This window comes from Deinococcus sp. NW-56 (genome assembly GCF_002953415.1).
GTDB lineage: Bacteria > Deinococcota > Deinococci > Deinococcales > Deinococcaceae > Deinococcus.
This window is the reverse complement of record NZ_CP026516.1, coordinates 14,706-38,517: the sequence shown is the minus strand read 5'-3', so window position 1 is coordinate 38,517 and position 23,812 is coordinate 14,706. Positions and strand designations below refer to the sequence as shown.

22 protein-coding genes are annotated in these 23,812 nt (G+C 70.8%); 13 read left to right on the top strand and 9 right to left on the bottom strand.

All coding sequences use genetic code 11. The features are described 5' to 3' along the window. Positions 1-4 precede the first annotated feature (4 nt). Positions 5-3,376, top strand: a complete 3,372-nt coding sequence (locus C3K08_RS00165; RefSeq protein ID WP_104989493.1) for a type ISP restriction/modification enzyme — start codon at positions 5-7, stop codon at positions 3,374-3,376. A gap of 9 nt (positions 3,377-3,385) precedes the next feature. Beyond that, the gene (locus tag C3K08_RS00160) at positions 3,386-4,042 is read left to right on the top strand and encodes a bifunctional 2-polyprenyl-6-hydroxyphenol methylase/3-demethylubiquinol 3-O-methyltransferase UbiG (protein WP_104989492.1); all 657 of its coding nucleotides are present in this window, start codon (positions 3,386-3,388) and stop codon (positions 4,040-4,042) included. On the opposite strand, the gene truA is transcribed toward C3K08_RS00160, so the two are convergent. Next, positions 4,015-4,821 carry a tRNA pseudouridine(38-40) synthase TruA gene (truA, locus tag C3K08_RS00155; protein ID WP_104989491.1) on the bottom strand — a complete coding sequence of 269 codons (807 nt, stop codon included), beginning with the start codon at positions 4,819-4,821 and terminating at the stop codon, positions 4,015-4,017. The two genes, C3K08_RS00160 and truA, sit on opposite strands and share 28 nt — an antisense overlap. Before the next feature lie 68 nt (positions 4,822-4,889). Here truA and C3K08_RS00150 point away from each other — a divergent pair, with 68 nt between their 5' ends. Beyond that, entirely contained in the window at positions 4,890-5,789 is a 900-nt protein-coding gene (locus tag C3K08_RS00150) for a M23 family metallopeptidase (protein ID WP_234009099.1), read from the top strand. Next, positions 5,786-6,049 (top strand): antibiotic biosynthesis monooxygenase, encoded by a 264-nt coding sequence (locus C3K08_RS00145; RefSeq protein WP_104989490.1) that lies wholly within the window; start codon positions 5,786-5,788, stop codon positions 6,047-6,049. The genes C3K08_RS00150 and C3K08_RS00145 overlap by 4 nt, the downstream gene beginning before the upstream one ends. Here the strand turns inward: C3K08_RS00145 and surE are convergent. Further along, positions 6,031-6,816, bottom strand: a complete 786-nt coding sequence (gene surE / locus C3K08_RS00140; RefSeq protein ID WP_104989489.1) for a 5'/3'-nucleotidase SurE — start codon at positions 6,814-6,816, stop codon at positions 6,031-6,033. The two genes, C3K08_RS00145 and surE, sit on opposite strands and share 19 nt — an antisense overlap. A gap of 232 nt (positions 6,817-7,048) precedes the next feature. On the opposite strand from surE, the gene C3K08_RS00135 reads away from it, so the two are divergent. Together C3K08_RS00135 and C3K08_RS00130 are read left to right on the top strand one after the other, a co-directional pair. Continuing rightward, a complete protein-coding gene (locus C3K08_RS00135; RefSeq protein WP_104989488.1) occupies positions 7,049-7,480 on the top strand; it encodes a response regulator in 432 nt (143 codons plus the stop codon). 120 nt (positions 7,481-7,600) lie between these two features. Continuing rightward, a complete protein-coding gene (locus C3K08_RS00130; RefSeq protein ID WP_104989487.1) occupies positions 7,601-8,074 on the top strand; it encodes a Na+/H+ antiporter subunit E in 474 nt (157 codons plus the stop codon). Positions 8,075-8,091: 17 nt separating this feature from the next. On the opposite strand, the gene C3K08_RS00125 is transcribed toward C3K08_RS00130, so the two are convergent. The 5 genes from C3K08_RS00125 to C3K08_RS00105 all read right to left on the bottom strand — a co-directional run bounded on the left by C3K08_RS00125 (position 8,092) and on the right by C3K08_RS00105 (position 14,779). Beyond that, complete coding sequence (locus tag C3K08_RS00125; RefSeq protein WP_104989486.1) at positions 8,092-8,781, bottom strand: YqhA family protein; 690 nt, start codon at positions 8,779-8,781, stop codon at positions 8,092-8,094. Positions 8,782-8,912: 131 nt separating this feature from the next. Further along, a complete protein-coding gene (gene glmS, locus C3K08_RS00120; RefSeq protein WP_104989485.1) occupies positions 8,913-10,733 on the bottom strand; it encodes a glutamine--fructose-6-phosphate transaminase (isomerizing) in 1,821 nt (606 codons plus the stop codon). A gap of 564 nt (positions 10,734-11,297) precedes the next feature. Further along, the gene (locus tag C3K08_RS00115) at positions 11,298-12,647 is read right to left on the bottom strand and encodes a deoxyribodipyrimidine photo-lyase (protein WP_234009098.1); all 1,350 of its coding nucleotides are present in this window, start codon (positions 12,645-12,647) and stop codon (positions 11,298-11,300) included. Between the two features lie 70 nt (positions 12,648-12,717). Further along, positions 12,718-13,920 carry a PLP-dependent aspartate aminotransferase family protein gene (locus tag C3K08_RS00110; protein WP_104989484.1) on the bottom strand — a complete coding sequence of 401 codons (1,203 nt, stop codon included), beginning with the start codon at positions 13,918-13,920 and terminating at the stop codon, positions 12,718-12,720. A gap of 199 nt (positions 13,921-14,119) precedes the next feature. Continuing rightward, a complete protein-coding gene (locus tag C3K08_RS00105) occupies positions 14,120-14,779 on the bottom strand; it encodes a trimeric intracellular cation channel family protein (protein WP_199776949.1) in 660 nt (219 codons plus the stop codon). Positions 14,780-14,827: 48 nt separating this feature from the next. On the opposite strand from C3K08_RS00105, the gene C3K08_RS00100 reads away from it, so the two are divergent. Together C3K08_RS00100 and rpmF are read left to right on the top strand one after the other, a co-directional pair. After that, positions 14,828-15,037 carry a hypothetical protein gene (locus tag C3K08_RS00100; protein WP_158679796.1) on the top strand — a complete coding sequence of 70 codons (210 nt, stop codon included), beginning with the start codon at positions 14,828-14,830 and terminating at the stop codon, positions 15,035-15,037. Between the two features lie 131 nt (positions 15,038-15,168). Beyond that, entirely contained in the window at positions 15,169-15,351 is a 183-nt protein-coding gene (gene rpmF / locus C3K08_RS00095) for a 50S ribosomal protein L32 (RefSeq protein ID WP_104989482.1), read from the top strand. A 69-nt stretch (positions 15,352-15,420) separates the two neighbouring features. On the opposite strand, the gene ubiE is transcribed toward rpmF, so the two are convergent. Then, on the bottom strand, positions 15,421-16,143 hold the full coding sequence (ubiE, locus tag C3K08_RS00090) for a bifunctional demethylmenaquinone methyltransferase/2-methoxy-6-polyprenyl-1,4-benzoquinol methylase UbiE (RefSeq protein ID WP_104989481.1): 723 nt from the start codon (positions 16,141-16,143) through the stop codon (positions 15,421-15,423). Between the two features lie 50 nt (positions 16,144-16,193). Further along, the gene (locus tag C3K08_RS00085; protein ID WP_104989480.1) at positions 16,194-17,381 is read right to left on the bottom strand and encodes a glycine C-acetyltransferase; all 1,188 of its coding nucleotides are present in this window, start codon (positions 17,379-17,381) and stop codon (positions 16,194-16,196) included. A gap of 217 nt (positions 17,382-17,598) precedes the next feature. Here C3K08_RS00085 and C3K08_RS00080 point away from each other — a divergent pair, with 217 nt between their 5' ends. From C3K08_RS00080 to C3K08_RS00060, 5 genes are all read left to right on the top strand, one after another. Further along, complete coding sequence (locus C3K08_RS00080) at positions 17,599-18,342, top strand: roadblock/LC7 domain-containing protein (protein WP_104989479.1); 744 nt, start codon at positions 17,599-17,601, stop codon at positions 18,340-18,342. Positions 18,343-18,485: 143 nt separating this feature from the next. Next, positions 18,486-20,060: a hypothetical protein gene (locus tag C3K08_RS00075; RefSeq protein WP_104991831.1), complete on the top strand. Its 1,575-nt coding sequence runs from the start codon at positions 18,486-18,488 to the stop codon at positions 20,058-20,060. Then, a complete protein-coding gene (locus tag C3K08_RS00070) occupies positions 20,057-22,051 on the top strand; it encodes a hypothetical protein (protein ID WP_104989478.1) in 1,995 nt (664 codons plus the stop codon). Before C3K08_RS00075 ends, C3K08_RS00070 begins: the two co-directional genes overlap by 4 nt. A gap of 33 nt (positions 22,052-22,084) precedes the next feature. Then, on the top strand, positions 22,085-22,528 hold the full coding sequence (tsaE, locus tag C3K08_RS00065; RefSeq protein ID WP_104989477.1) for a tRNA (adenosine(37)-N6)-threonylcarbamoyltransferase complex ATPase subunit type 1 TsaE: 444 nt from the start codon (positions 22,085-22,087) through the stop codon (positions 22,526-22,528). 61 nt (positions 22,529-22,589) lie between these two features. Next, the gene (locus tag C3K08_RS00060) at positions 22,590-23,777 is read left to right on the top strand and encodes an acetate kinase (protein WP_104989476.1); all 1,188 of its coding nucleotides are present in this window, start codon (positions 22,590-22,592) and stop codon (positions 23,775-23,777) included. Positions 23,778-23,812: the final 35 nt, after the last annotated feature.

Sequence of the window (23,812 nt, the reverse complement as noted above, 5' to 3'; positions counted from 1 at the left end):
CCACATGGCTCCCAGCACCCCCAAAGCGGCGTTTTCCGAGTACGTCAAGGCCATCCGCAAGGCGCACGGCAAGGGAACACCGGAAAATACCTACCTGCCGCTGTTGGTGGCGCTGCTGGACAGCCTGCTGCCCGACTACGAGGTCATCACCCATCCGGGCAAGGACGAGGGCGGCCTGCCCGATTTCGCCCTGCGCGAAAGGGGCGGGGCCGAGAATGTCGCGCTGGGGGAGGCCGAGGCCCTGGACACCCCGCTGGCGAGGAACGCGCACGGCCAGGGGCAGGCGCAGCGGTACGCCGCACAGGCCCCAACCCTGCTGACCAACTTTCACGAGTTCGTGGTGCTGGACGGCCCGGCCGAGCTGGGGCGCTACACCATTCCCCACGCCGAGCTGACAGGGGACAGCAAACCTGCCGCGCTGGTGGCGGCGCACCTGGAGGGCCTCGCGGGGCTGCTGAACGTGTGGGCCACGGCGCGGGGCAGCCTGAGCCGCCCGGAGAAGATTGCCGGGCTGCTGGCCTACTACGCCCGGCAGGCCCTGGACAATCTGGAAGGCCAGGACGACGACGCGCTCGCGCCGCTGCGAAAGGCGATGGAGGACGCGCTGGGCACCAGCTTCAGCCTGCCGAGACTCGAGAAGGGAAGGCGCAGCGCCGAACAGCAGCGCCGCGACGAGGCGAACTGGGCCGCGAAACAGGCGGAGCTGAACCACTTCTTCCGCTCCAGCCTGGTGCAGGCGCTGTTTTACGGCCTCTTTGCCGGGTGGGTCACGGCGGCGCGGGCGGGCAAGGGCGCACAGGTCACCCGCGAGAACATCGCCGACGACCTGCATATCCCCGTCATCACGCTGCTGCTCGACGAGGTCAACACCTCCCGCAAGCTGACCCGGCTGGACCTGCGGGCACCCGTGGACCGCGCGGTGGAACTGCTGCGCCGGGTGGACGCCGAGCCCTTCCTGCAAAGTTTCCAGAACGGCGAGGCGGTCACCTACTTTTACGAGCCGTTTCTGGAAGCGTTCGACCGCGACCTCAAGAAAGACCTGGGCATCTGGTACACGCCGCCCGAGATCATCCGCTACCAGATCGGGCACGTTCACCGGCTGCTGCAAACGCACCTCAACCTCCCCCTGGGCCTGCTGGACCCCGGCGTGACCATCCTCGACCCGGCCACCGGCACGGGCGGCTACCTGCTGGAACTGGGCCGCTTCCTGCACGCCGAGCTGCACAAGGAGGGCCGGGGACGCGTCGGCGCACGGCTCAAGGAAGCCTTCCAGACGCGCATCTTCGGCTTCGAGCTGCTGCCCGCCCCCTTTGCCATCGCGCACCTGCAACTCGCGCTGCTGCTGGCCGAGGCGGGCGCTCCCCTCGGGCAGACTCCGGGCGGCGACGACGAGCGGGTCAACGTCCTGCTGACCAACAGCCTGAACGGCTGGGCACCCAACCCCAACAAGCCCGCCACGCTGTACCCCGAACTGGCCGAGGAACAGGAACGGACCGAGGGCGTCAAGCAGGCCCGGCGAATCATGGTCATGATCGGCAACCCGCCCTACGCCCGCTTTGCCGACATGCCCGACCACCCCGAGGAACTGGCCCTGATCGCCCCCTACAAGGCCTGCCTGCGCGAGAGCTGGGGCGTCCGCAAGCAACTGCTCGACGACCTGTATATCCGCTTCTTGCGGCTGGCCGAGTGGCGGGTGGCCGAGCACGGCCAGGAAGGCGTCGTCAGTTTCATCACCAACCGCAGCTACCTCACGGGCATCAGCCATCCGGTCATGCGTCAGCACCTGCTGACCCGCTTCGACCACATCTATATCGACGACCTGCACGGCAACCAGCGTGCCCACAAGGCGGGCGACGGCAGCGTCTTTACCACCGGCACCAGCGGCGGCATCCGCGTGGGCGTGGCGGTGGGAACGTTCGTCAAGTTGCGGGACGGAGCGGGACGGAGCGGGACGGAGCGGGATGCACCTTGTGCCAAGGTGCATTACCGCGAATATCGGGGCAGCGGCGCACAGAAAAGGGCCGCCCTGCTGGGGGAAGACAATCCCTACGCCCCGGCCTTCACCCCAAGCCGCGCCCACCGCTACATCCTGAAACCCCTTCAGGGTGAGGATGCTTACTGGGAATGGCCGACGTTGGAGGAAGTGTTCCCCGTTCAATTCATCGGTGTTCATACAGGCAAGGATGAGGCGGTGACTGGCTTTTCGCAGGCCGAACTTGTTGAGAGATTCACCCGCTATTACGACGCCGAGCTTTCTGATGCCGAAATCGCCACACAGCAGCCACGCTTAATGACGCCTGCCAATGAATACAGCGATCCGGGCGCAGTGCGAGCGACACTCATCAAACAAGCCTTCGAGGACCGTTCGACGCCGTATCAATACCGGCCCTTTGATCTGCGGTGGATTTGGTACGAGGAAGAATCGAAGCTCGTACAGCGTAAAAATCTGAACTTCAAACGTCAGATTGACGACAAAAACGTCTTCTTGTATTCAACGCAAACGATGCGTCGCGGCTACAGTCCACCCTTTGCCGGACGCACCCTCTCGGATTTGCACCTGTTCGACCCAGATGCTGTGGCCTTCCCCCTCCGCCTCCGCTTCAAGCATTTCGTGTCCGATACCGAATACCAGTACCTGCCCAATCTGGCCGACTTTTACGACGATCTGGCGCGGGCGGGGGTGCTGAAGGTGGCGGCCCCCAAAGCGGGGTCGGCGTGCGAGCCGCTGCCCAGGCCGGGGCCGGTGCTGGCGCGGTATGGGGCGGTGCGCGGGGCAGACGGGAAACCGAATGCGCTGGCGTGGGAACTGGCGGAACAGGTCTTCTATCACACGCTGGCGGTGCTGAGTGCGCCCGCCTACCGCGAGGAACACGCCGAGTATCTGGCCGAGGACTGGCCGCGCGTGCCGATGCCGCAGGAACGGGCGGTGCTGGCCCAGAGCAGCGAGGCAGGACGCCGGGTGGCGGCGCTGCTCGATCCGGGGGCGCGGCCCACCTTGCCGGGCGGGGTGGGCCGACTGGTGCGGGCGGGCCGCGACACCGAGGCCCAGGAAAGCGACCTGAGCATCGGCCCGAAGCCCCGCTATGACGAGGCGCGGGAGGTGTATGTGCTGTCGGAGACGCTGGAACTGGCCGGGGTGCCGGGGCGGGTCTGGGCCTACACGCTGGGCGGGTATCCGGTGCTGAAAAACTGGGTGGAATACCGCCGGGGCCGCAGGCTCACCCTGGACGACGCCGACTGGCTGGAGAGCGTCGTGCGGAGAATCACGGCGCTGCTGGACCTGGGGCCGGAACTGGACGCGGGGTATGCGGCGGCGAAGGCAAGCTCCTCCACCCCCGGCCATTCGGCCGACGCACGCCCCGCCTCCCAGCCCTAGCCTGGGCAGATGCCCGACCGTCCCCATTCCCGCGAGTGGTATGCCCGCCTGGCCCGTGAGCCCGGCGGCTACCGCCATCCCTGGACCCGCGAGCTGGACGGCCCCGACCCCGAACTGACCTTCGACGCGCTGCTGCAAGGGCGGCTGGGACCGGGGGCGCGAGTGCTGGAGGCAGGCTGCGGCCACGGCCCCGACGCGGCCCGGTTCGGGGGCGAGGTTGACCGTTGGGCTGCCTACGACGCGGTGCCGGAACTGCTGGAACAGGCCCGCGAGAACGCCCCCCACGCTGACTTCCACCTCTGGAACGGCAAGGGCGCGGTGCCGGAGGCCCTGCGCGGCCCCTTCGACCTGATCGTGTCGCGGCGGGGGCCGACGGGCGTGATTCTGCGGCTGCCCGAACTCGCCGCGCCGGGTGCCCGGTTCCTGTACGTGGGGCCGAGGCTGGAGGTGCCCCAGGTGCCGGGGCGCCTGCGGGCGGTGGGCTGGGAGCCCCTGGGCGAGTGGCGGGTCTCCGTGCGGGCCTGGGCGCCGACCCCGCAGGATTGGGCGACCCGCTGCGAGTGGATGGAGGAAGAAGCGAGGCTGGAGGAGTGGGACCAGCGGGCGACCCCACGCGGCCTTTCCTACCGCGAGGAACGTTACATCGTCCTTGCCGGAGCGTCGTAACTTGCCCCCATAAAGGTCAGCCCCTGCGCGGGCACGTTCGCCCCCGCCCGCGCCCGCTCGCGTCCGGCGAGGATGGCGGGCAGGTCCTCCCCGCGCAGCTTGCCCTGGCCGACGAGCAGCAGCGTGCCCACCAGCCCCCGCACCATGTGCCGCAGGAAGCTCTCGCCCGCGACATGGACCTCCCAGATCTGACCACCGTGAACGGGGGGACCGGGCCGCACCGAGAGCGCCCGCAACTCGCGCACCGTCTGCCGGTCTTCCTGGGTGGCGAAGGCGGCGAAGTCGTGGGTGCCGATCAGGGGCAGGGCGGCGGCATTCATGGCGGGCACGTCCAGCGGTCCCGGCACGTGCAGGGCGCGGCCCGCCCACAGCGGGTGGCGCTGGGGTGAGTGGAGCAGCCGGTAGATGTAGCGCCGCTCGGTGCAGGAGAAGCGAGCGTGGAAGCCGGGCGGGGCCTCCCCCGCCTCCAGCACCGCCACGCTCTCCGGGAGGTGGGCGTTGAGGGCACGGGCCAGCCGCTCTGCGGGCACCCGGAACCCTTCCGGCACGTCGATGTGCGCGGGCATCGCCTCCGCGTGGACTCCTGCGTCGGTGCGCCCGGCGGCGACCGGGCGGGCGGCTTCCTCCGCTCCCAGTCGGGCGAAGGCGGCGTGAAGGGTGTCCTGCACACTGGGGGCGTGGGGTTGCGACTGCCACCCGGCGAAGCCCGAGCCGTCCCAGGCAAGCAGCAGGCGCAGCCGCCGGGAACCGGGGGGCGGAGTGTACGGAGGCCCTGACATATCCGCAAGGTAACGCGCGACAGGTTTGTTCACATCCGCAGTTCAATCCCACCATTACACTAAGTGACGTGAATCCCACTCTCATCCGGCGCTCCCGTCGCCCGGTGGCGCGGAGCCTGCTGGCCGCCGCCGCCCTCCTGCTGCCCGGCCTCCTTCCTGGGGGCATGGCGGAGGCGGGGAGCTACCGGGTCAAGCCGGGCGACAACCTCACGGTGATCGCGGGGCGGGCGGGCGTGAGCATCTCGGCCCTGAAGTCGGCCAACCCGGCCCTGCGTAACGCGAACTACGTGCGGGCCGGGCAGGTGCTCAGCATTCCCGACCGGGTGCTGGCGGGGCGCACCCACCGGGTCAGGGGCGGCGAGAACCTCAGCGTGATCGCGCGGCGCTACGGGATCAGCCTCGCGCGGCTGCTGGGGGCCAATCCGGGCTACCGGGGCGGCAAGGTGCTGCGGGTGGGGGCCACGGTCCGGATTCCCCCCCGCACCGTGGCCTCGCGTCTCCAGGCGACCCCAGCCCGAACGGGCGGCGCGGTGGTGCGGGCAGCGTCGGTGCGGGTGAGTGCGGCGCCCGCCTCCTCGCGCGGGTGGCTGTGGCCGGTGGCGGGGTACGCGGGGATCAGCAGCGATTTCGGCCAGCGCGTCATGGACGGCGAGCGCGAGATGCACTATGGAGTGGACATCCTCGCCCCGCACGGCTCGCCGGTCCGCGCCGCCCGCTCGGGCCGGGTCATCGAGTCGCGGGCGGACTTCAAGCGCGGTTGGGGCTGGACGGTCGTGCTGGAGCACGAAGGCGGCTGGATCACCCGCTACGCGCACCTGAGCGCCAACCTCGTGCGGGCGGGCGAGACGGTGGCGCAGGGACAGGTCGTCGGCCGGGTGGGCAACACCGGCCGCAGCACGGGCACCCACCTGCACTTCGGCACCTACCTGCGCTGGAATCCCAAAAATCCGCTGAGCCTGTACGAATGAGCGTCCCCCTGCGGGTCCACTACGCCGAGGCGAAGGGAGAGCAAGCCGGACTTGCCCTCGCCGCGTGGCTGGACACCCTGCCGGGGCAACCGGGTTTTCTCGGCGCGGAACTGCTGACCAGCCCGGAGCAGCCCGGCCTCGCCCTCGTCGCCAGCCGCTGGGCGGGCGAGGGGCCGCCGTTGGCGGTGCCGGACGGCGTGCGGGCCTGGGCGTTCGAGGTGCGCCGGAGCCTGGGGCCGGGTTACACCCCCGGCACGTAGCCTTCCACCTCGTCCAGCAGGTCGCGGGCGGTCAGGTCGAGGCGCACGGGCGTGACGCTGATGAATCCGGCTTCCACCGCCCCGTAATCGGTCGCCGGGTCGTCGGCGTCGGGCGCGGTGCTCTGGCCCGCGACCCAGTGGTACTCGCGGCCCTCGGGGTCCTGGCGGGTCACGATGGAGTCCTCCCAGCGGTGTTCGCCCACGCGGGTGACCCGCACGCCGCGCGGGGTCCCCGCCGGAAAGTTGACGTTGAGCAGCACGCGGGGCGGCAATCCCCTTGAGAGCACCTCGCGGGCCAGCCGCGCGGCGTAGGCCGCCCCCGCCGCGAAGCCGTATTCGCCGTCCGCATTCGCCCGCGCACTGAAGGCGATGGAAGGCAGCCCCAGCGCCAGCCCCTCGATGGCCGCCGCGACCGTGCCCGAGTGCGTGAGGTCGTCGCCCAGGTTCGGCCCCACGTTGATCCCGCTGACCACCAGGTCGGGCCTTCCCAGCAGATGCACGCCCAGCACCACGCAGTCGGCGGGCGTGCCGTCCACCCGGTAGGCGGGCAGGGTCCCGAAGCCTGCCGACGCCGTGTGCTTGAAGCGCAGCGGGCGCCGGATGGTGATGCCGTGCCCCACCGCCGACTGCTCCACGTCGGGCGCGACGACCACCACGTCGCCCACCTCGGCCAGCGCCAGCCCCAGCGCCTTGATGCCGGGCGAGAAGATGCCGTCGTCGTTGGCGACGAGGATACGGGGCCGGGGAGAGGAAGACAGGCCAGTCATGGGGCGCAGGCTAGCGCGACTGTGCCCCTCGCCCGCCCCCCGTCAGGCTCTTGACGCCTCATTCATGTGTTTAAGGAGTGACCCCCGAATGGATTCAAGACTTTTTAAGCCGCTGGAATCAGAAGTGTGGCTGCCTCCGCCCACCCGGCCCGCTAAGATGAGCCTCAGCTATGCGTCTGCTAAAGCCCCCGACCCTGATCCGGCCCACCTGCGTTCAGGGGGAGGTGCGGCCATGAGCCGTCCCCTGCGCCTGCTGCTCGTCGACGACAGCCTGATGGACCGCCACCTCGCCGAAGAGGTCTTCGCGGAATACGCCCACCTGTGTGAGGTCACGACCGTGGGGGGCGGGCAGGAGGCCCTGGAATACCTGCGGACCTCTGGCACGTCCCTGCCAGACGTGGTCCTGCTGGACGTGAACATGCCGGGCATGTCGGGCTTCGAGGTGCTGGAGGCGATGAAGGCCGACCCCCGGCTGGTGCAGATCCCGGTGGTCATGCTGACGACCTCCAACCACGACCACGACATCACCCGCGCCTACACCCTGCACGCCAGTTCCTACCTGATCAAATCGCTGAGTTTTCAGGATTTCGTGGCCCAGGTCGAGGGCTTTCTGGAGTTCTGGACCCGCGCCCGGCTGACGAGCTGGCCCGACGCGGTGTCCTGAGCCGCCTACTTGCAGGACGGAGGCGGGACCGGGGACCCCGTATTCTGACCACATGTCTGCCGCGCCGCTCCTCTGCCCGCCCGAACCGGCCGCTTCTTCCCCTGGCGGGAGCGGCGGGCCATGAGGGGCGCGGGGTTCAACCTGCTGCTGGGGCTGGTGTGGGCACTGTTTCTGGGCGAGGTCAGCCTGCGGACCCTGGCGCTGGGCTGGGGCATCGGCTTTCTGGTCCTGACCCTGTTTCGCCGGGCGCTGGGAACGACCGCCTATGTCCGGGGAGTCACGGCGGCGCTGTCGCTGATCCTCGCCTTTCTGGCCGAGCTGGTGCGGGCCAACATCCACATGGCGCTGATGGCGCTGCAGCCCCGGCCCCGGCTCAACCCGATGATCGTGGAGGTGCCCCTGCGCCTCACGGGCGACCTGCCGCTCACCCTGCTGGCGTCGCTGACGGGCCTGCTGCCCGGCACGGTCGCGCTGGCCTTCTCGCCCGACCGGGGCTCGCTGTACGTCCACGCGCTGGGCATGGACAGCGCCCAGGCCGCCCGCCAGAGCGTGAGGCAGATGGAGCGGCACCTGCTGCGGGTGGTGGGCGGCTAACCCTCCCCCGGTTTCCCCTACTCGCCGCCGCCCCCGGCGGGCACCTTGCCCTCGGCCTTGGCCTCGGTGGCCCGCTCGGCGATCGCCACGTCCTCCTCGTCGATGTGGCGCTGCTCGCTGTCGCGCTCGAACAGGTCGCGCCGGGCCTTGAGCTTGGAACCGGGCTGCTGGAGGTCGCTGCCGCTGCCCTTGTGCACCCGCTGGAAAAAGACCAGCGCTCCGCCCGCCAGCGCGAGCGACCCCGCGAAGTACAGGGTCTCGACCGGCTCCTCCCAGCGGATGAAGTGTTCGAGGAAGGTCACGCCCAGAATCACGATGACCACCGACACGACCTTCTGCTCAAGGTCACTGAGGCTCTCGACCCCCAGCGCCGAGGTCAGGTTGAGCGGCTTGATGAACAGCGAGTAGAGCCCCACCCCGATCAGGTAGAACACCACCGCCTTGAGCATGGTGCCCACGACCTCCAGAAACTCGACCGCCAGCGTACCCGACTGGCTGTCGATGCCCTGGGCGAACATCTCGCGCCAGGTCTGGTAGATGGTGTTCAGCGCCAGAATGGTTCCCTGGAGAAACAGGCTGAAGGCGACCAGCAGCACGGCGATCACGGCGATCAGCACCACGAAGCGCGTGCGGCCGATCAATTCACTGAACCACTCCCGCCGGGAGGGTTCGCCTTGGGGTGGGTTGGAGGAGCGGGTCCGGGTCACCCGTTCATCTTGAGGGGTCCGGGGACGCCGTCCTGAAGCCGCGCCAGAAGACAGCCTTCATGGAGGCCGGGGGCACGACGCCAAGGGGGCAGAGCCGCCTGAACCCTGCCCCCTTGTTCTCGCTGACCGGATTACTCGACTGTCACGCTCTTGGCGAGGTTGCGCGGCTTGTCCACGTCCTTGCCCAGGTAGCTCGCCGTGAAGTAGGCCAGCAGTTGCAGGGCGACCGCGTTCACCACCGGGCTGACCATCTCGTGGGCGCGGGGCACGTACAACACGTCGTCGGCGTGCTGGGCGTTCTCGGTGTCGCCGTCGGAGAGCAGCGCGATCACCTTGCCGGAGCGGGCACGGACCTCCTGCACGTTGGAGATGGTCTTTTCGAGCAGGAAGCTCTCGGTGGCCACCACCACGACAGGCAGGTTGGAGTCGATCAGGGCGATGGGGCCGTGCTTCATCTCGCCCGCCGCGTAGGCCTCGGCGTGGATGTAGCTGATCTCCTTGAGCTTCAGCGCCCCCTCGAAGGCGGTCGGCGCGTTCACGCCGCGTCCCAGGAAGAGGTAGTCGCGGGCCTGCGCGTACTTCTCGGCCACCCGCTTGATCTCGGCGACGCGGGCGGGGTTCAGCGCTTCTTCCACCAGGCGCGGCAGTTCGCGGGTCGCGTGCAGCAGGTCCTGCGCCTGCGCATCGGTCAGGGTGCCGCGGGCGCGGCCCAGCCACAGCGCGAGCATCACGAACGCGCCCACCATGGAGGTGTAGGCCTTGGTGCTCGCCACCCCGATCTCCGGCCCGGCGTGGATGTACAGCGTGTCGTCGAGTTCGCGGGTCATGGAGCTGCCCTTGGCGTTGATCACCCCGAGGGTCTTGGCGCCGCCCTTCTTGGCCTCGCGCAGGGCTTCGAGGGTGTCGATGGTCTCCCCCGACTGGCTGACCACGATGGCGAGGGTGTTCTCGCTCACCAGCGGATTGCGGTAGCGGTACTCGGAGGCCACGTCCACCTCGACGGGAATGCGGGCGAGCTGCTCGATCAGGTACTCGCCCACCAGCCCGGCGTAGTACGCGGTGCCGCAGGCGATGATCGAGATGCGCTTGAACGAGGACGGATCGAGGTTGATGTCGAGGTTCACCTCGCCCGTGTCGTCGTGCAGGCGGCCGATCAGGGTGTTCGTCAGGGCGGTGGGCTGCTCGTAGATCTCCTTGAGCATGTAGGTGTCGAACCCGCCCTTCTCGGCGGCCTCGGCGTCCCAGTCGATGCGGTCGATGGGGCGCTCCTGGGGGTTCCCGGCCAGGTCGGTGACCCGGTAACCGTCGTCGTGCAGGACCACCATGTCGCCGTCGTGCAGGAAGACCATGTTGCGGGTGTAGGGCAGCAGCGCGGGCACGTCCGACGCGAGGAACATCTCGCCCTCGCCCACGCCCATCACCAGCGGGCTGACCGTCCGGGCCGCGACGATCTCGCGGTGGTCCACGTGTGTCACCACGATGCCGTAAGCGCCGCGCACCTGCGAGAGGGCCGTGCGGACCGCCGCCTCAAGGTCGCCCGCGTAGGCTTCCTCGATCAGGTGGGCGAGCACTTCCGAGTCCGTCTCGCTCTTGAAGGTGTGGCCGCGTTCAATCAGCCCGGCCTTGAGGGACAGATAGTTCTCGATGATCCCGTTGTGGATGATCACGATGCGCCCGTCCTCGGTGGCGTGGGGGTGCGCGTTCGTGTCGTTGGGCAGGCCGTGGGTGGCCCAGCGGGTGTGCCCGATGCCCAGGGTGCCCGGCAAGGGCGCGTGCTCCAGCTCTCCGCTGAGGTTGGCGAGCTTCCCGGCCTTCTTCTTCACTTCAATCTGGCCGCCGTCCGCGACCGCCACGCCCGCGCTGTCGTAGCCGCGGTATTCCAGCTTGGCGAGACCGGAGATGAGGACGTCCTGCGCCTGCCTGCTGCCGATATAACCGACGATTCCGCACATGGGTACTCCTCTCCCGCACCCGGCACTCAGGCCAGGGCAGGCGGTGTCTGGGTTGGATTTGATCGCACCGCGCGGCCTTATCCCTGCGTCGCCGCAGAAGCTTATCGCCGCGCTTCACCGCATGAGCGGTCGGGTAGGCCCGTGCCGGGGCCTGGAGGCATCCGCAGAAACTCTCGCTGACCTCCACCTCGTCTTCTGCCCCCAGGAAGGAGAAGCAGACCTTGCGCTGCCCTGTTGCTGTTTGCCCTCAATCAGGGGAACCGGACACCAGCGGTTCGGGCCGAGCATAGCACCCGGCCCCCGCGCATGAGTGAAATGTGTACGAGCCTCACCGGAGGCCCGCTTGCCCTAGAGCATTTGACACAAGAAGTGTCATGCTGAGCGCCAGCGAAGCATCCCTCGGTCCCGTCTGTGAGACCCTTCGCGGCGCTCAGGGTGACAACGTTTTTCTGTCAAATGCTTTAAAGCACTCGACACGACAATGGTCATGATGAGCGCGAGCGAAGCGTCCCTCAACCCCGTTGGCGAGACCCTTCGCTGTCGCTCAGGGTGACAAGTTTTTCGTCAAATGCTCTCAGTCCAGCGCCGGGCGTAGGCGTCGGCGTCGAACTTGCGGTTCAGGCCGCTCGCCGCGAGGTAGCGCACCGTGCCAAAGATCGGGCGCCGTGCCCAGGGGCGGTCATGCAGGCCGAAAATCCAGCCCACGCTGGCGTAAGAGTTAGCGTCGCGGCCGTCGAGCTGGTAGCGGTTGTTCAGCCACAGGGTCGTGGCGTAGGCCTCCTGCGGGGTCGCGCTCCACTCCAGAATCTTCTTGCCCCAGTACATCCGCATGGCGTTGTGCATCCGGCCGGTGCGGACCATCTCGGTGTGGGCAGCGTTCCAGTAGCGGTCGTGGGTCTGCGCCGCGTCCAACTGCTCGCGGGTGTAGAGGTGCGGGCGGGGATCGGCAGCGTGGGCCTCCAGGTTCTCCCGCGCCCACCTCGGCAGCCCCTCGTAGCGGTCGTAGTCGGGATTGAACTCGCAGAAATTGAAGCTGAGTTCGCGCCGCACGATCATCTCTTCCAGAAAGGTGTCGAGGCCGGGGCCGCCGTCCGAATGTTCCCGCGCGGCAAGAGCCGCCGTCAGGGGCGAGAGGTGCCCGTAGTGCAGGTAGGCGCTCAGGCGGCTGCCCCCGTCCACGTTGGGGTCGCGCCGCCCGGAGTCGTAGCCGGGCAGCAACCGGGTGACGAAGTGCTCCAGCCGGGAGAGAGCCTTCATCTCGCCGCCCTCCTCCTCGCCGGGGGGCACGCTGTTGTCCACGCCGAGCGCCCGCACGGTCAGCGCGGGGTCGGACACGTCCAGACCGGGATCCCAATCGGGCTGGCCCTGGGCGCCCTCCTGCACCTCCACCGGCACCAGAAAGCGCTCCAGCACGCGGTGCAGCTTGGGCCGCAGGGTCCGCGCCCCCACCTCCTGCCGTGAGGAAACGAGGCGGACAGGCACCACCGCGTCGGATTCAATCTGCACGAAGGGCACCTCCAGCCGCTCCGCCAGGCTCGCCCGCCACTGGCGGCCGGGGCGCAGGTACCCCCGGTCGGTCACGACGAGGCTGGCCCCCCGTGCGGCCTGCCAGACCTCCTGGGGTGGGTCACCGATTCGGATGGCGAGGGGAATGCCCCGCGCCGCCAGCCCGGCCCGCAGGTCGCGCAGCCCCTCCAGCAGGTACTGGAAGTGGCGGGCGTTCGCCTCGGGGTAGGCGGGGTTCAGGGCGAAGACGGCGGCGAGGGGCACGCCGAGGCGCCGGGCTTCCAGGGCGGCGTATTCCAGGGCGTGGTTGCCCACCGTCCGCACGCTGGACTGCACCCACAGCAGCACGAAGCCGCCCCGCCCCGGCTCTCCCCGCCGCAACCATTCCACCCGCTCGGGCTGAATCATGGCCGGGTTCTACCCTGTCCCAAGCCGCCGGGACGGTAGGCGATGCTGCCGAACCCGCCCCTCCCGGCCCTCAGTCCCCCGCGCCCACGGGCACGCGCTCCAGCGCTCCGAGCACGTCCGTGATCAGGTCGGCCTCGTCCTCGATGCCCACCGAGAGGCGCACCAGGCCCGGCGTGACGCCCTGACGCAGCAGCGTTTCCTCACCCAGCAGTTGGTGGGTGGTGCTGGCCGGGTGGCACGAGAGGCTCTCCACATCCCCGAGGCTGACGGCCTGGGTGAACAGCTTCAGGTTGTTCAGGAAGGCGAAGGCGGCCTCCTGGGTCCCCAGGTCGATGCTGAGCAGGCCCCCAAACGAGCGCATCTGCCGCGCCGCGACCGCGTGGCCGGTGTGAGAAGGGAGGCCGGGGTAGTGCAGGGCTTTCAGGGCCGGGTGGCCTTCCAGCGCCCGCGCGAGCGCCATCGCGCCCTGGCAGTGGGCTTCCATCCGCAGCGGCAGGGTCTTGAGGCCGCGCAGCAGCAGGTAGGCCTCGAAGGGGCCGAGCACCGAGCCGACGTGCCGCAGCCCATGCAGCCGCAGCTCGGTCACGAGGTCCGCCGACCCCACGACCACGCCCGCGACCACGTCCCCGTGCCCGCCGAGGTACTTGGTGGCCGAGTGCATCACGAGGTCGGCCCCATGCTCCAGCGGACGCGTCAGGTACGGCGTGGCGAAGGTGTTGTCCACCACGACGAGCGCCCCCGCCGCGTGCGCGACCGCCGAGGCCGCCGCGAGGTCCACGATCCCCACGGTGGGGTTGGTGGGCGTTTCCAGCCAGACCAGCCGGGTGCGCTCCGTCACCACACCGCGCAGCGCCTCCACGTCCGCTGCCTCGTGGACGGTCACCCCGAAGCGGCCCAGGATGTCGCGCAGCAGCCCTTCTGTGCCGCCGTACAGCGGGCCGACGAAAGCCACCTCGTCCCCCGTCTTGAGCAGGGTCAGCGCGATGGCACTCGCCCCGCCCATGCCGCTGCCGAAGGCGACGGCGGCCCCCGCCCCTTCCAGGCTGGCGACCTTTTCCTCGAAGGCGGTCACGGTGGGGTTGGAGAGCCGGGAGTAGAAGTAGCCGCTTTCCTCGCCCGCGAAGAGCCGCCCCCCGCGCTCGGCCGTGCCGTAGCCGAAGGTGGAGGTCGCGTAGATGGGCACCGCGTGGGCGCCCGTCACCGGGTCGAGGCCGTGCCCCGCGTGGACGGCACGGGTACGGAATCCGGCGGGCCGGTCAGCTTGTGTAGACATGGTGGGGACAGTGTAGGGCATGGGGGAGGGGGGTGATTTAAAGCAGAGTCGCGTGCGCTACCCCTCCGCCCCCTCCGGGGGCACCTCCCCTTAAAAGGGAGGCTTTCATGAGGAGCGTCCCTCCAGTTTCGTACGCTTCAAGGCTCCCTTTGAGGGGAGCTGTCAGCGAAGCGGACTGAGGGGTATTGTTGCCCTCCCCTCACCCCTCCGGCAACCGCCGCACCGGCAGCCGCGCCCAGCCCCGGCGCGAGAGCCAGCGCAGCAGCAGCACCACGGCCGCGCCGCTGAGCTGCGCCTGAAAGGGCGTGAGGTGCGGGTACAGCAGGTACACGGTGAGGGCACCGGCGGCGGCGGCGGTGGCATAGAGCTGGTCGCGGCGGTACATCACCTCCGGAACCTCGTTGGCGATCAGGTCGCGGATGATGCCGCCCCCCACCCCGCTGAGTGCACCCGCAAAAATCACGCCCAGCGGCCCCAGCCCCGCCGCGATGGCCCCCAGCGCCCCCGACGCGGCGAAGAGACTCAACCCCACCGAGTCGAACACGCTGAGGGCCTTCTCGAAGCGGGCCAGCCGTTCCCCGAAGGCAAAGGCGGTCACGGCGCCCGCGAGGGCCACCCACAGATACGTCTCGTCGCGCAGGAAGAGGGGAAGGGCCTGCCCGGTCAGCGTGTCGCGAATCGCGCCGCCGCCCACCGCCGTCACGCAGCCCAGCACCAGCACGCCGAACAGGTCGAAGCGTTTGCGCACCGCCAGGAGCGCTCCCGACAGACTGAAGGCCAGAATGCCCGTGAGGTCGAGCACCCGCAGCCCCGTTTCCAGGGTGGCCGGGGAGATCGGGGGCAGGGCCAGCTCTTGCACGTCCCCACCGTACAGGGCGCCGGTACACTGCGGTGCGTGAACCGCGCCGTGACCTTCAGATCAGGCCTGGGCTGTCTGGCGCTGGCCTGGCTGTTCTGGCGGGAGTACCGGGAACCCGGCCTGCATGCCTTCTGGACCGAGGAGGGCGAGCAGGACTGGCCGGTGCTGAGGTGGCTGCGCGGGCTGGTCGGCGCCGTGCTGGGGGGCGGCGCGGGCCTCGCGGGCGCAGGGTTGCTGGTCATGAGCCTGTGGCCGTGATCCCGCAGGAGAGGTGAGCAGGAGCCGCCCTATGCTATACTCCCGGCTGTTGTCTCGTTCCTGGCCCCAGCGGGCAGACGGGAACCGAGCGCCCCGGCGGGAGACGCCGTGCGGCCCCAGGAGAAAAGATCATGGCGAAGCATCCCGTTCCCAAGAAGAAGACCAGCAAGAGCAAGCGCGACATGCGCCGCAGCCACCACGCCCTTGTCGCCCCCAACCTCGTCGAGTGCCCCCAGTGCCACGCCAAGAAGCTCCAGCACCACGTCTGCCCGAGCTGCGGCACCTACGCGGGCCGTCAGGTCCTCGCGGTCTGAGCAGCAGCAAGTCAAAGTACAAGTAAAAGAGGCTCCCCTGGTGGGAGCCTTTTTCGTTGGTCGGGGCCGTTACCCCTTGTCCCCCACATGGATCGCCGCGATGCCGAAGGTCAGCAGTCGGTAGCGCGTGCGGAAACCCGTCGCGTGCATCAGCCCCGCGAGGCGCTCGGGGTCGGGAAAGGCGAGCACGCTTTCGGGGAGGTAGGTATACGCCCCCGCGTTGCCGCTGACGAGTGCACCGACGCGCGGGAGAATCTGCCGGAAGTAGAAGCGGAACAGCGCCCCGAAGAGGCCCGGACGGGGCGGCGGGAACTCCAGAATGACCAGCCGCCCGCCCGGCGTCAGCACCCGCCACATCTCCGAGAGGCCCCGCGCATAGTCGGCAAAGTTGCGGAAGCCGAAGGCGCAGGTCACGGCGTCGAAGGAACCGTCGGGGTGGGGCAGGTTCAGGGCGTCGCCCTCCTCCAGCCGCAGTTCCAGATGCCGTCCCCTCGCCTTCTCGCGGGCGATCTCCAGCATCTGGGGCACGAAGTCGCTGCCCACAACCTCGGCGTGCGGGGCACGGGCCTTCAGCTCCAGCGCGAAGTCCCCGGTGCCGGTCGCCACGTCGAGGATGCGCCGGGGCGACAGGGCCAGCGCCTCCCGCGCGGCCTCCCGCCGCCACGCGCGGTCCACGCCGAGGCTCAGCACCCGGTTGAGAAGGTCGTAGCGGGGCGCGATGGAGGCGAACATCGCCTGCACCTCACGCCCCCGGTCCTGCTTGTCGCCCACGGGCGGGCGGGAACTCGTCATGGAGGGATGATAGGGGGAGCCAGGGCGGCGGGTGGCCCGGCCCCGTCCGGTCAGCCGATCACGCCCAGCGCCCGGCCCACCCGCTCATAGGCCGCGAGCGCGTGCTCCAGGTCGTCCCGCGTGTGCTCGGCGGTCACGATGTTGCGGATGCGGGCCTGACCGCGCGGCACGGTCGGGAACCCCAGACCGACCGCAAAGACCCCTTCGTCCAGCAGCCGTCGGCTGGCCTCGAAGGCGGCCTCCGGCTCCCCGAACAACACGGGCGTGATGGGCGTCTGGCTGCCCATCGTGTCGAAGCCCAGCCGGGCGAGTTCGGCCTTGAAGAAGCGGGTGTTGTCCCACAGCCGCTCCATGAAGGAGGGGTCGCGCTGCACGAGGTCCAGCGCCGCCGAGAGGGCGCCCACGACGGCGGGCGGGTGGGCCGTGGAGAAGAGGTAGGGCCGCGCCCGGTTGATCAGGAGTTGCCGCAGGTCGGCGTGCCCCGCCGCATAGCCGCCCACGACGCCCCAGGCCTTGCTGAGCGTCCCGACCTGAATCACGTCCTCGGCGTGCTCGTAGCCGAAGTGGTGGACGGTCCCGCGTCCGGCCTCGCCCAGCACGCCCGAGCCGTGGGCGTCGTCCACGTAGGTCACGGCCCCGTGCTTGCGGGCCACCTCGATCAACCGGTCGAGGGGCGCGATATCCCCGTCCATGCTGAACACGCCGTCGGTCACGACCATCTTCAGGCCGTCGGTGGGGTTCTCGGCCAGCACCCGGTCGAGGTCGTCGGGGTCGCTGTGCCGGTAGATCTTCTTGGTGGCCTTGGTCAGCCGCAGGCCGTCGATGATGCTGGCGTGGTTCAGTTCGTCGCTCACCACGAGGTCGCCGGGCTGCAGCAGGGTGCCCAGCACGCCCTGGTTGGTGGTAAAGCCGCTCTGGAGCACCAGCGCACTTCCGGTGTGCTTGAACTCGGCGAGCTGGCGCTCGAAATCCTCGTGGATGGTGAGCGTTCCGGCGATGGTCCGCACCGCTCCGGCCCCAGCGCCCCACTCGCGCAGGTACTCCTCCGCACGGGCCTTAATTTCGGGGTGGTCGGCAAAGCCGAGGTAGTTGTTCGACGCGAGGTTGACCACATCCCGCCCGTCCACGCGGGTGCGGGCGCGGTTGGCGGTCTCGAGGACGCGGGGGGAGATCAGCAGCCCCTGCTCGCGCAGGCCCGCGAGTTCGCGGCTGAGGCGCTCGGGAAGGGTGAGGGTCATGGAGGGCAGTCTATAGCGGCGCTCAGAACCCTTTCTGAGCCGAACGGAGTGAGAAACCGTGAAAGGGCGGCGCGGAATGGAGTGGCCGCCCGAGGCATGCGGCAACGGCTGGGGAGCGCCGTCCCGAGTGACGCGGGCCGGGGACCGTGAGCCGGGGCGTGGGCGCAAAGAAGAAAAGTGTAAGCCCCCCCCACCTACACTCCCGGCAGGTTTATCCATGACGAATGCCGTGTACACCCTCATCGTGCGCGCCCTGTCCGGCATCGTGTCCGACCGGGCCGCCGACACCATGCTGCGGGCCTCCCTGCGCGAAAGCGGCCTCAGCCCCGACACCGTGACGGCGGCGCAGATGCAGGCAGTGCTGCGCGGCCCCCTCCTCGCGCGGCTCTCCGGGCTGCTGCCCCCCGAACGCGCCCGCGCCGAGTTGCAGACGCTGGCCGCCGAGGTGCAGGCCCGTTACCCCAAGGCCCCCACCCTCTTCCTGCCGCCCGCCGCCGCCTGGGCCGAGAACAGCCCCGAGCAGGCCTGGACCGCGCCCGCCTGGGAGGACCCTGTGGACACCACCCTCAGCGCCGACGACTTCGAGTTCGACGACCCCGAGTACGCCGCGCCCGTGGGCGGGCGCACCTACGCGCTGGACACCGCTGAGGGGCAGGAGGCCCTGATTCAGGACCTCGGACGCCTTCAGGGGGTGCAGGGCGTGCTCGTGTGCCGCGCCAACGGCGAGGTCCTGCGAGAGCGGGCGCTGCGCGGGGGGGGGGGGCTGGGCGGCGTGGTCGCTGCCACCGCGATGCTGTTTCAGGCCCGCTCGCTGCGGCTGATGTCGGCCGACATGGGGGACCGCACGGTCTGCATGCGCCCGCTGGGGGGTTACTGCGTGGCGGTCGTCGCCGGGGCCGGGGTCAACGTCGGGCGGCTGCTCGCCGAACTCGGACAGGTCGAGGCCGGGGCCGCGGCATGAGACGGGACTGCTCTGATTCCAGACCATCCGGAAAATCGCCGGATGTTCTTCCATCGCCGCAACCCCGTCCTTTTTGCCACTCGCTCTGCTTCGCAGCTTTACAAGTCCGCTCGGATGATTCCAAGGAATCATCGCAATTTGGTATGAGGCGGGCCGTGCTGCTGGCCGCCCTGCTGGGGGCAGCCCTGTCCAATGTGGGAGGGGCCGCCGCCCAGGACCTCGCCGCCTACCGTGAGCTGACCCGCAGCCTCGACGCGGCGGCTTCCGCCCGTCCGCAAAGTGGGGAGCGTGCCCTGGCCCAGCTCGACCGCGCCAAAGCTGCCCTGGACCGCCTGGCTCCCACCCTGGGCAACCGTCCGCTGGTGGAGGGGCTGGAGGGAGCGCTGGGACAGGCCCGCGCCGCGCTGGCCCGCACCCCGGCCGACCTCCAGGCTCAGGTGCTGCTCGCACGGGGGCTGGCTCGGGGAGCGCTCTACACCCAGACGCTGAATGGGTTCGGGGAAGGCACGACCCCCAACACCAATCAGGTGCGGCTGCTCGGTCAGGAATTCGGCCTGAGTGCCGCCGCCACCCAGGCCCTGCGAGCCGACGCCGAGGCGGGCCGGGCCGAGCGGGTCGCGTGGCGGCTGCAACGGGCGGCCGCCGCCAAGGTCCGCGCCGCTCTGGGCGAGGCTCAGCCCGAGCGCACCACCGCCTCCTACCTCGCGCTGGCGCGGGCGGCAGGCTGGTTCACTGCCGTGCAGGAGGCCGGGGCCGGGAGCCTGCGGGCTGAGCAGTTCACGGGGGCGCTGACCCAGCTCACCGCCGGGGACCGGGCGGGCCTGACGGCTTCGCTGGCGGCCCTCCGCCAGGGCAGCACCGAACTGACGCGGGCGCTGGCGACGGCCCCAGCGGTGACCGAACCTGCGACCACACCCAGTCCCGAGCCGAGCGACCCAACCCCGACTCCGGCACCGGCCCCGGTGGAGCCCATCGCTCCAGCGGAAACCCCCACGCCCGCCGCCCCTGCATCCTCCAACGTGGACGCCGTGGACCGCGCCTACGCCGCCCTGGGCCGTGCCCTGAGTGCCAGCGGCCACGGCGACCCGGTCACGGCCCGCGAGCAACTCGCCCGCGCCCGCACGGCGCTGGAAGCGGCGCCCGCAACCCTTCGCACCGCGCCCGACTTCGAGGCCTACCTCGCGGCCCTCGGCGCGGCGCAGGAGCGGCGCGGCTTGCGGCCCGACAGCGTGCAGGCCCTGATCTCGGGGCTGGCCGGGCTGGAACGCGGCTCGCTTCCGGCGGTGGACGCGGCCTCGCTGGCGGCGACGGGCACCTTCGGCGGGGGTCTGCGGGCGGGGCTGCTGCTGCTGCTCGCGCTGCTGGCCCCTGTGCCGCTGTATCTGCTGAACCTCGCCTTCGGGGGGCGCAACCCCTTCTGGCGGGCGATCACGGCGGCGCTGGCGCTGCTGCTGCTGCCCACCTTCGTGGAGGGGGTGATGGGGGCCGTGGGCTGGCTGGGCGACCTGATCGGGGTGGCCGCGCTGCGGGCGGCTCCGGCGCTTTCGCCGTGGTCGTCGCCCTTCGGGCTGCCCCTACGGGCACTGCTCACGGCCGCCGCGCTGGGGCTGGCGATCTACGGCTTCCGGGGCCTGTGCGTGCAGTTCGGCCTGCTGGGAAATCGCCGTGAGGCCACACTCGCGCCCGCGACCACCGTGGAGTGGGAGGAAGCCCTGTGAGCCCCGACACCGCCGCCCGTCAGGAACCCCTGCACCGCCTTCCCGTGCGGCTGCTGGGCGACCTCGTCTCGCCCCGCGCCCTGGAACGCATCCTGGCCGACGGGGCGCAGGCGCGGGGCAAGACGCCGGAAACGCTGGTGCCGGGTGACCTCGAAGACATCCTCAAACGCGAGGTCTTCAAGCGCCTGCAACTCTCGGTGCCCGCTGCCCTCGCCAAGCGCCGCGTCTCGGAGGTGATCGGGGCGCTGATGGAAGCGGCCCCGAGCGCCCCCGCCGCGACCTCGGGCGAGGATCTGGGCACGCTGGAGGAGGGCGCCCGGCGCTTTACCCTCTACTTCGACTGGCCGGAAACCCAGCGCCTGCGCGGCATTCTGGGGGTGGCCCGGCAGCAGCAGGCGGCGGGAGCCGACCTCGCGCCGCTGGTGCGCGAGGGGCAGGACCTGATCGCGCTGATGGAGCGCCGCCTGGAAGAAGGGCTGGTCGCGCAGGCGCAGGACCTCGCTGAACTCAAGGCCGCCTTTGGCCGCGTGCAAGGGATGGGCGGCAAGGACGTGCGCCGCCTGGAGAGCCTGATCGCGCAGGTCGAGGAAGCCCAGAAGGGCGGCGTCCTCCAGCCTGCCGAGGTCGAGCGGGCGCGGTCCATCACCTTCACCCTGCGGCGGCTGCTCGAGTCGTCGGTGGTGCAGCCCCTGCCGTCCGGCGAGGTGCCCGCGCCCGTGGACCCGGAGGCGCAGGCCCGCGTGCTCGCGCTGGAGCAGGAGCACGCCTCGCGGCAGCTCGCGGACCTCGCCCGCGACTCCGAGGCGCTGCGCCGCGCCCGCCCCGAGCTGGAGGCCCGCTTACAGGCCCTGCGTGCTCAGGGGGCGGCGGGCACCCTCAGCGCCGAAGCCCTGGACACCTGGCGGCGCGAGCTGGAGGAGGTCCGGGAGGCCGAACTCACCCGGCAGCGCAGCGACCTCGCGGCGCTGGAGGGGGGCCTCGCCGCCCTGCCCCCCAGCCCGGCGCGGGAAGAAGCGCGGGTGGCGCTGGGCGTGGCCCGCCTGACCCTGGACGGGGGTGGCCTCGCCACCGACGAACTGCGCGACCTCCACGCCACCCTCGACGCCCTCCAGGCGGCCCCCGAGGTGGCGGCCCGGCGGCTGGAACTCCAGCGCGACCTCGCGGAGCTGGAACGCGCCGCCCGCGACGTGCCCGGTGCCGCCGATGAGCTGGCCCCCGGCCTGGCCGCGGCCCGCGACGCCCTGAAACGGGGCGAGACGCCCGACGTGGCGGCCCTGTGGAGCGCCCTGGAACGCCGCATGGCCCAGGCCGCCCAGCAGCGCGAGGACTTCGACGCCCGCGCCGACCACGTGATCCGCGAGTACGACACGGTGCGGCACCTCGCGGGCGAGACCACCCAGAAGCTGGGACGGCTGGCCGATACCCTCCGCGCCCAGCGCCGCCTGGGGCGGATGTCCGCCCTGGCCCGCGAGCGCTACGCCCAGACCCTGACAGATGCCGAGGCCCTGCTCGCCGAGGCCCACGCCGAGTACGAGGCCGCCCAGCAGGTCACCGCCAGCTTCGGCGCGGACGCCCTGAGCGGGCTGCTCGATGTGTTCGACTTCGGCGGCGGGGAGCCGGAAGCGCCCCTGCCCGCGCCGGAGCCTGCCCCGACCGTCCCGGCTGTTCCGGCCTTCACCCTCCCGGCGGGCCTGCTGGGGGGCACCCCGACCGCCGAGACGGCTGAGCCGACCGGGGCCGAGCTGCCCTACGACGCCTGGCGGGTGCGGGGCGGGCAGCTCGTGGAAGGCCCGGCCGACGCCGCCGCCCAGGGGGTCGCGGCCCTGCTCGCGCAAGCCGACGACCTCGGCGGGCTGACCCTGCGCCTGACCGACGACCGCGCGGCGTGGGCGGCCCGGCTGGAGGGCGCGGGCGTGTGGCGGCTGGCGCGGGGTCCCAACGCCGGAGCCATCGACGACCGGGTGGGAGGCTGGCTGGCCGGGGCAGGCTGAGGGGGTGGGGCTTCCCTCCCCTATCCTGCCCCCATGACTGATCTGCCCCTCTCATCCGGCGAATCGCGGCTCCTGCGGGGCACGGCCGAGCAGCGGGCGCTGGGGGCCGCCCTCGCCCACGCGCTGCCGCCCGGCTCGCTTCTCTTTCTGGAGGGCGAGCTGGGGGCAGGCAAGACCACGCTCACGGGGGGGCTGGTGGGGGCCTACGGCTTCTCGGAGGGCGTCACCAGCCCCACCTACGCCCTGATGCACGCCTATCCCACCCCGGCTGGGCGCGTCCTGCACGTGGACGCCTACCGGGTGCGGGACGTGGCCGAGCTGTACGAGATGGACCTCGAAGACCTCGTCGCGGGCAGCCGCCTCAGCGTGGTCGAGTGGGGCGAGGGGCTGTACGCGGATTATCCGGCGGCCCCCGTGCTGCGGCTGGAGCATGTGGAGGGCGAGGCGGAGGTTCGGCGGGTGACGCGGGTGCGGTGAGTGCCCACCCTCCAGGAAGCCGGGACGCCCTCCCCTGCCGGTCTGGGCCAGAATGCCCCCCATGTGGACCCTTGTCGTCAACTGCGGGTCGAGCAGCCTGAAGTTCGCGCTGCTTGATCCTGAGACCACAGACGTACCCCTCGCGGGCCTCGCCGAGCGGCTGGGTACGGACGCCGCCTCGGTGCGGGTGGACCGCGCGGGGGAGCGCGTCACGGTGCCGCTGCCCGGTGGAGGTTACCCGGACGCCTTCGGGGTGGTGCTGGCCGAACTGGACGCTTTGGGCCTGCGCGAGCAGGTCGGCGCGGTGGGACACCGGGTCGTGCATGGGGGCGAGCGCTTCAGCGCCCCGGCCCTCCTGACGCCGGAGGTGCTGGACGCGGTGCGGGCCTGCGTGCCCCTCGCGCCGCTGCACAATCCGGCCAATATCGCGGGGATCGAGGCGGCGCAGGCGGCCTTCGGGGACGTGCCGCACGTGGCCGTCTTCGACACCGCTTTTCACCAGACCATGCCGGAAGTCGCCTACCGCTACGCCGTGCCGGAGGCGTGGTACCGCCAGCATGGGGTGCGGCGCTACGGCTTCCACGGCACCAGCCACGCCTACGTCGCGGGCGAGGCCGCGCGGATGCTGGGGCGGCCCCTGGAAGACCTGAACCTCGTCACCGCGCACCTGGGCAATGGGGCGAGCGTGTGTGCGGTCGCGGGCGGGCGCAGCGCAGACTCCAGCATGGGCCTGACCCCGCTGGAGGGCCTCGTCATGGGCACCCGCAGCGGCGACGTGGACCCCGGCCTGCACGACTTCATCGCGCGGCAGGCGGGCCTGAGTCTCACCCAGGTCACGGCGGCGCTGAACAAGGAGAGCGGGCTGCTGGGCCTCTCGGGCCTGAGCAACGACATGCGCGAGCTGGAGGAGGCCGCCGGGCGGGGACACGCCGGGGCACGCCTCGCGGTGGAGGTCTTCGTCTACCGCCTCGCCAAGACCGTCGCGGGGATGGCGGTGGCCCTCGGACGCCTCGACGGGCTGGTCTTCACGGGCGGCATCGGGGAGAACAGCGCCGCCGTGCGCTCGGCCACCCTGGAGCGGCTGGGGCTGCTGGGCTTCCGCTTGGACCCGGAGGCGAACGCGAGGGCCGTGCGCGGACAGGGCGGCCTCATCACCACGCCGGAGAGCCTGCCCGCCCTCGTCGTGAACACCAACGAAGAACGAATGATCGCGCGGGAGACAGCCCGGATCGTGGACCGTGGCGTGTAGAACGTAGGCAGCCTGCCCCCGCCCGAAGTTCCCAC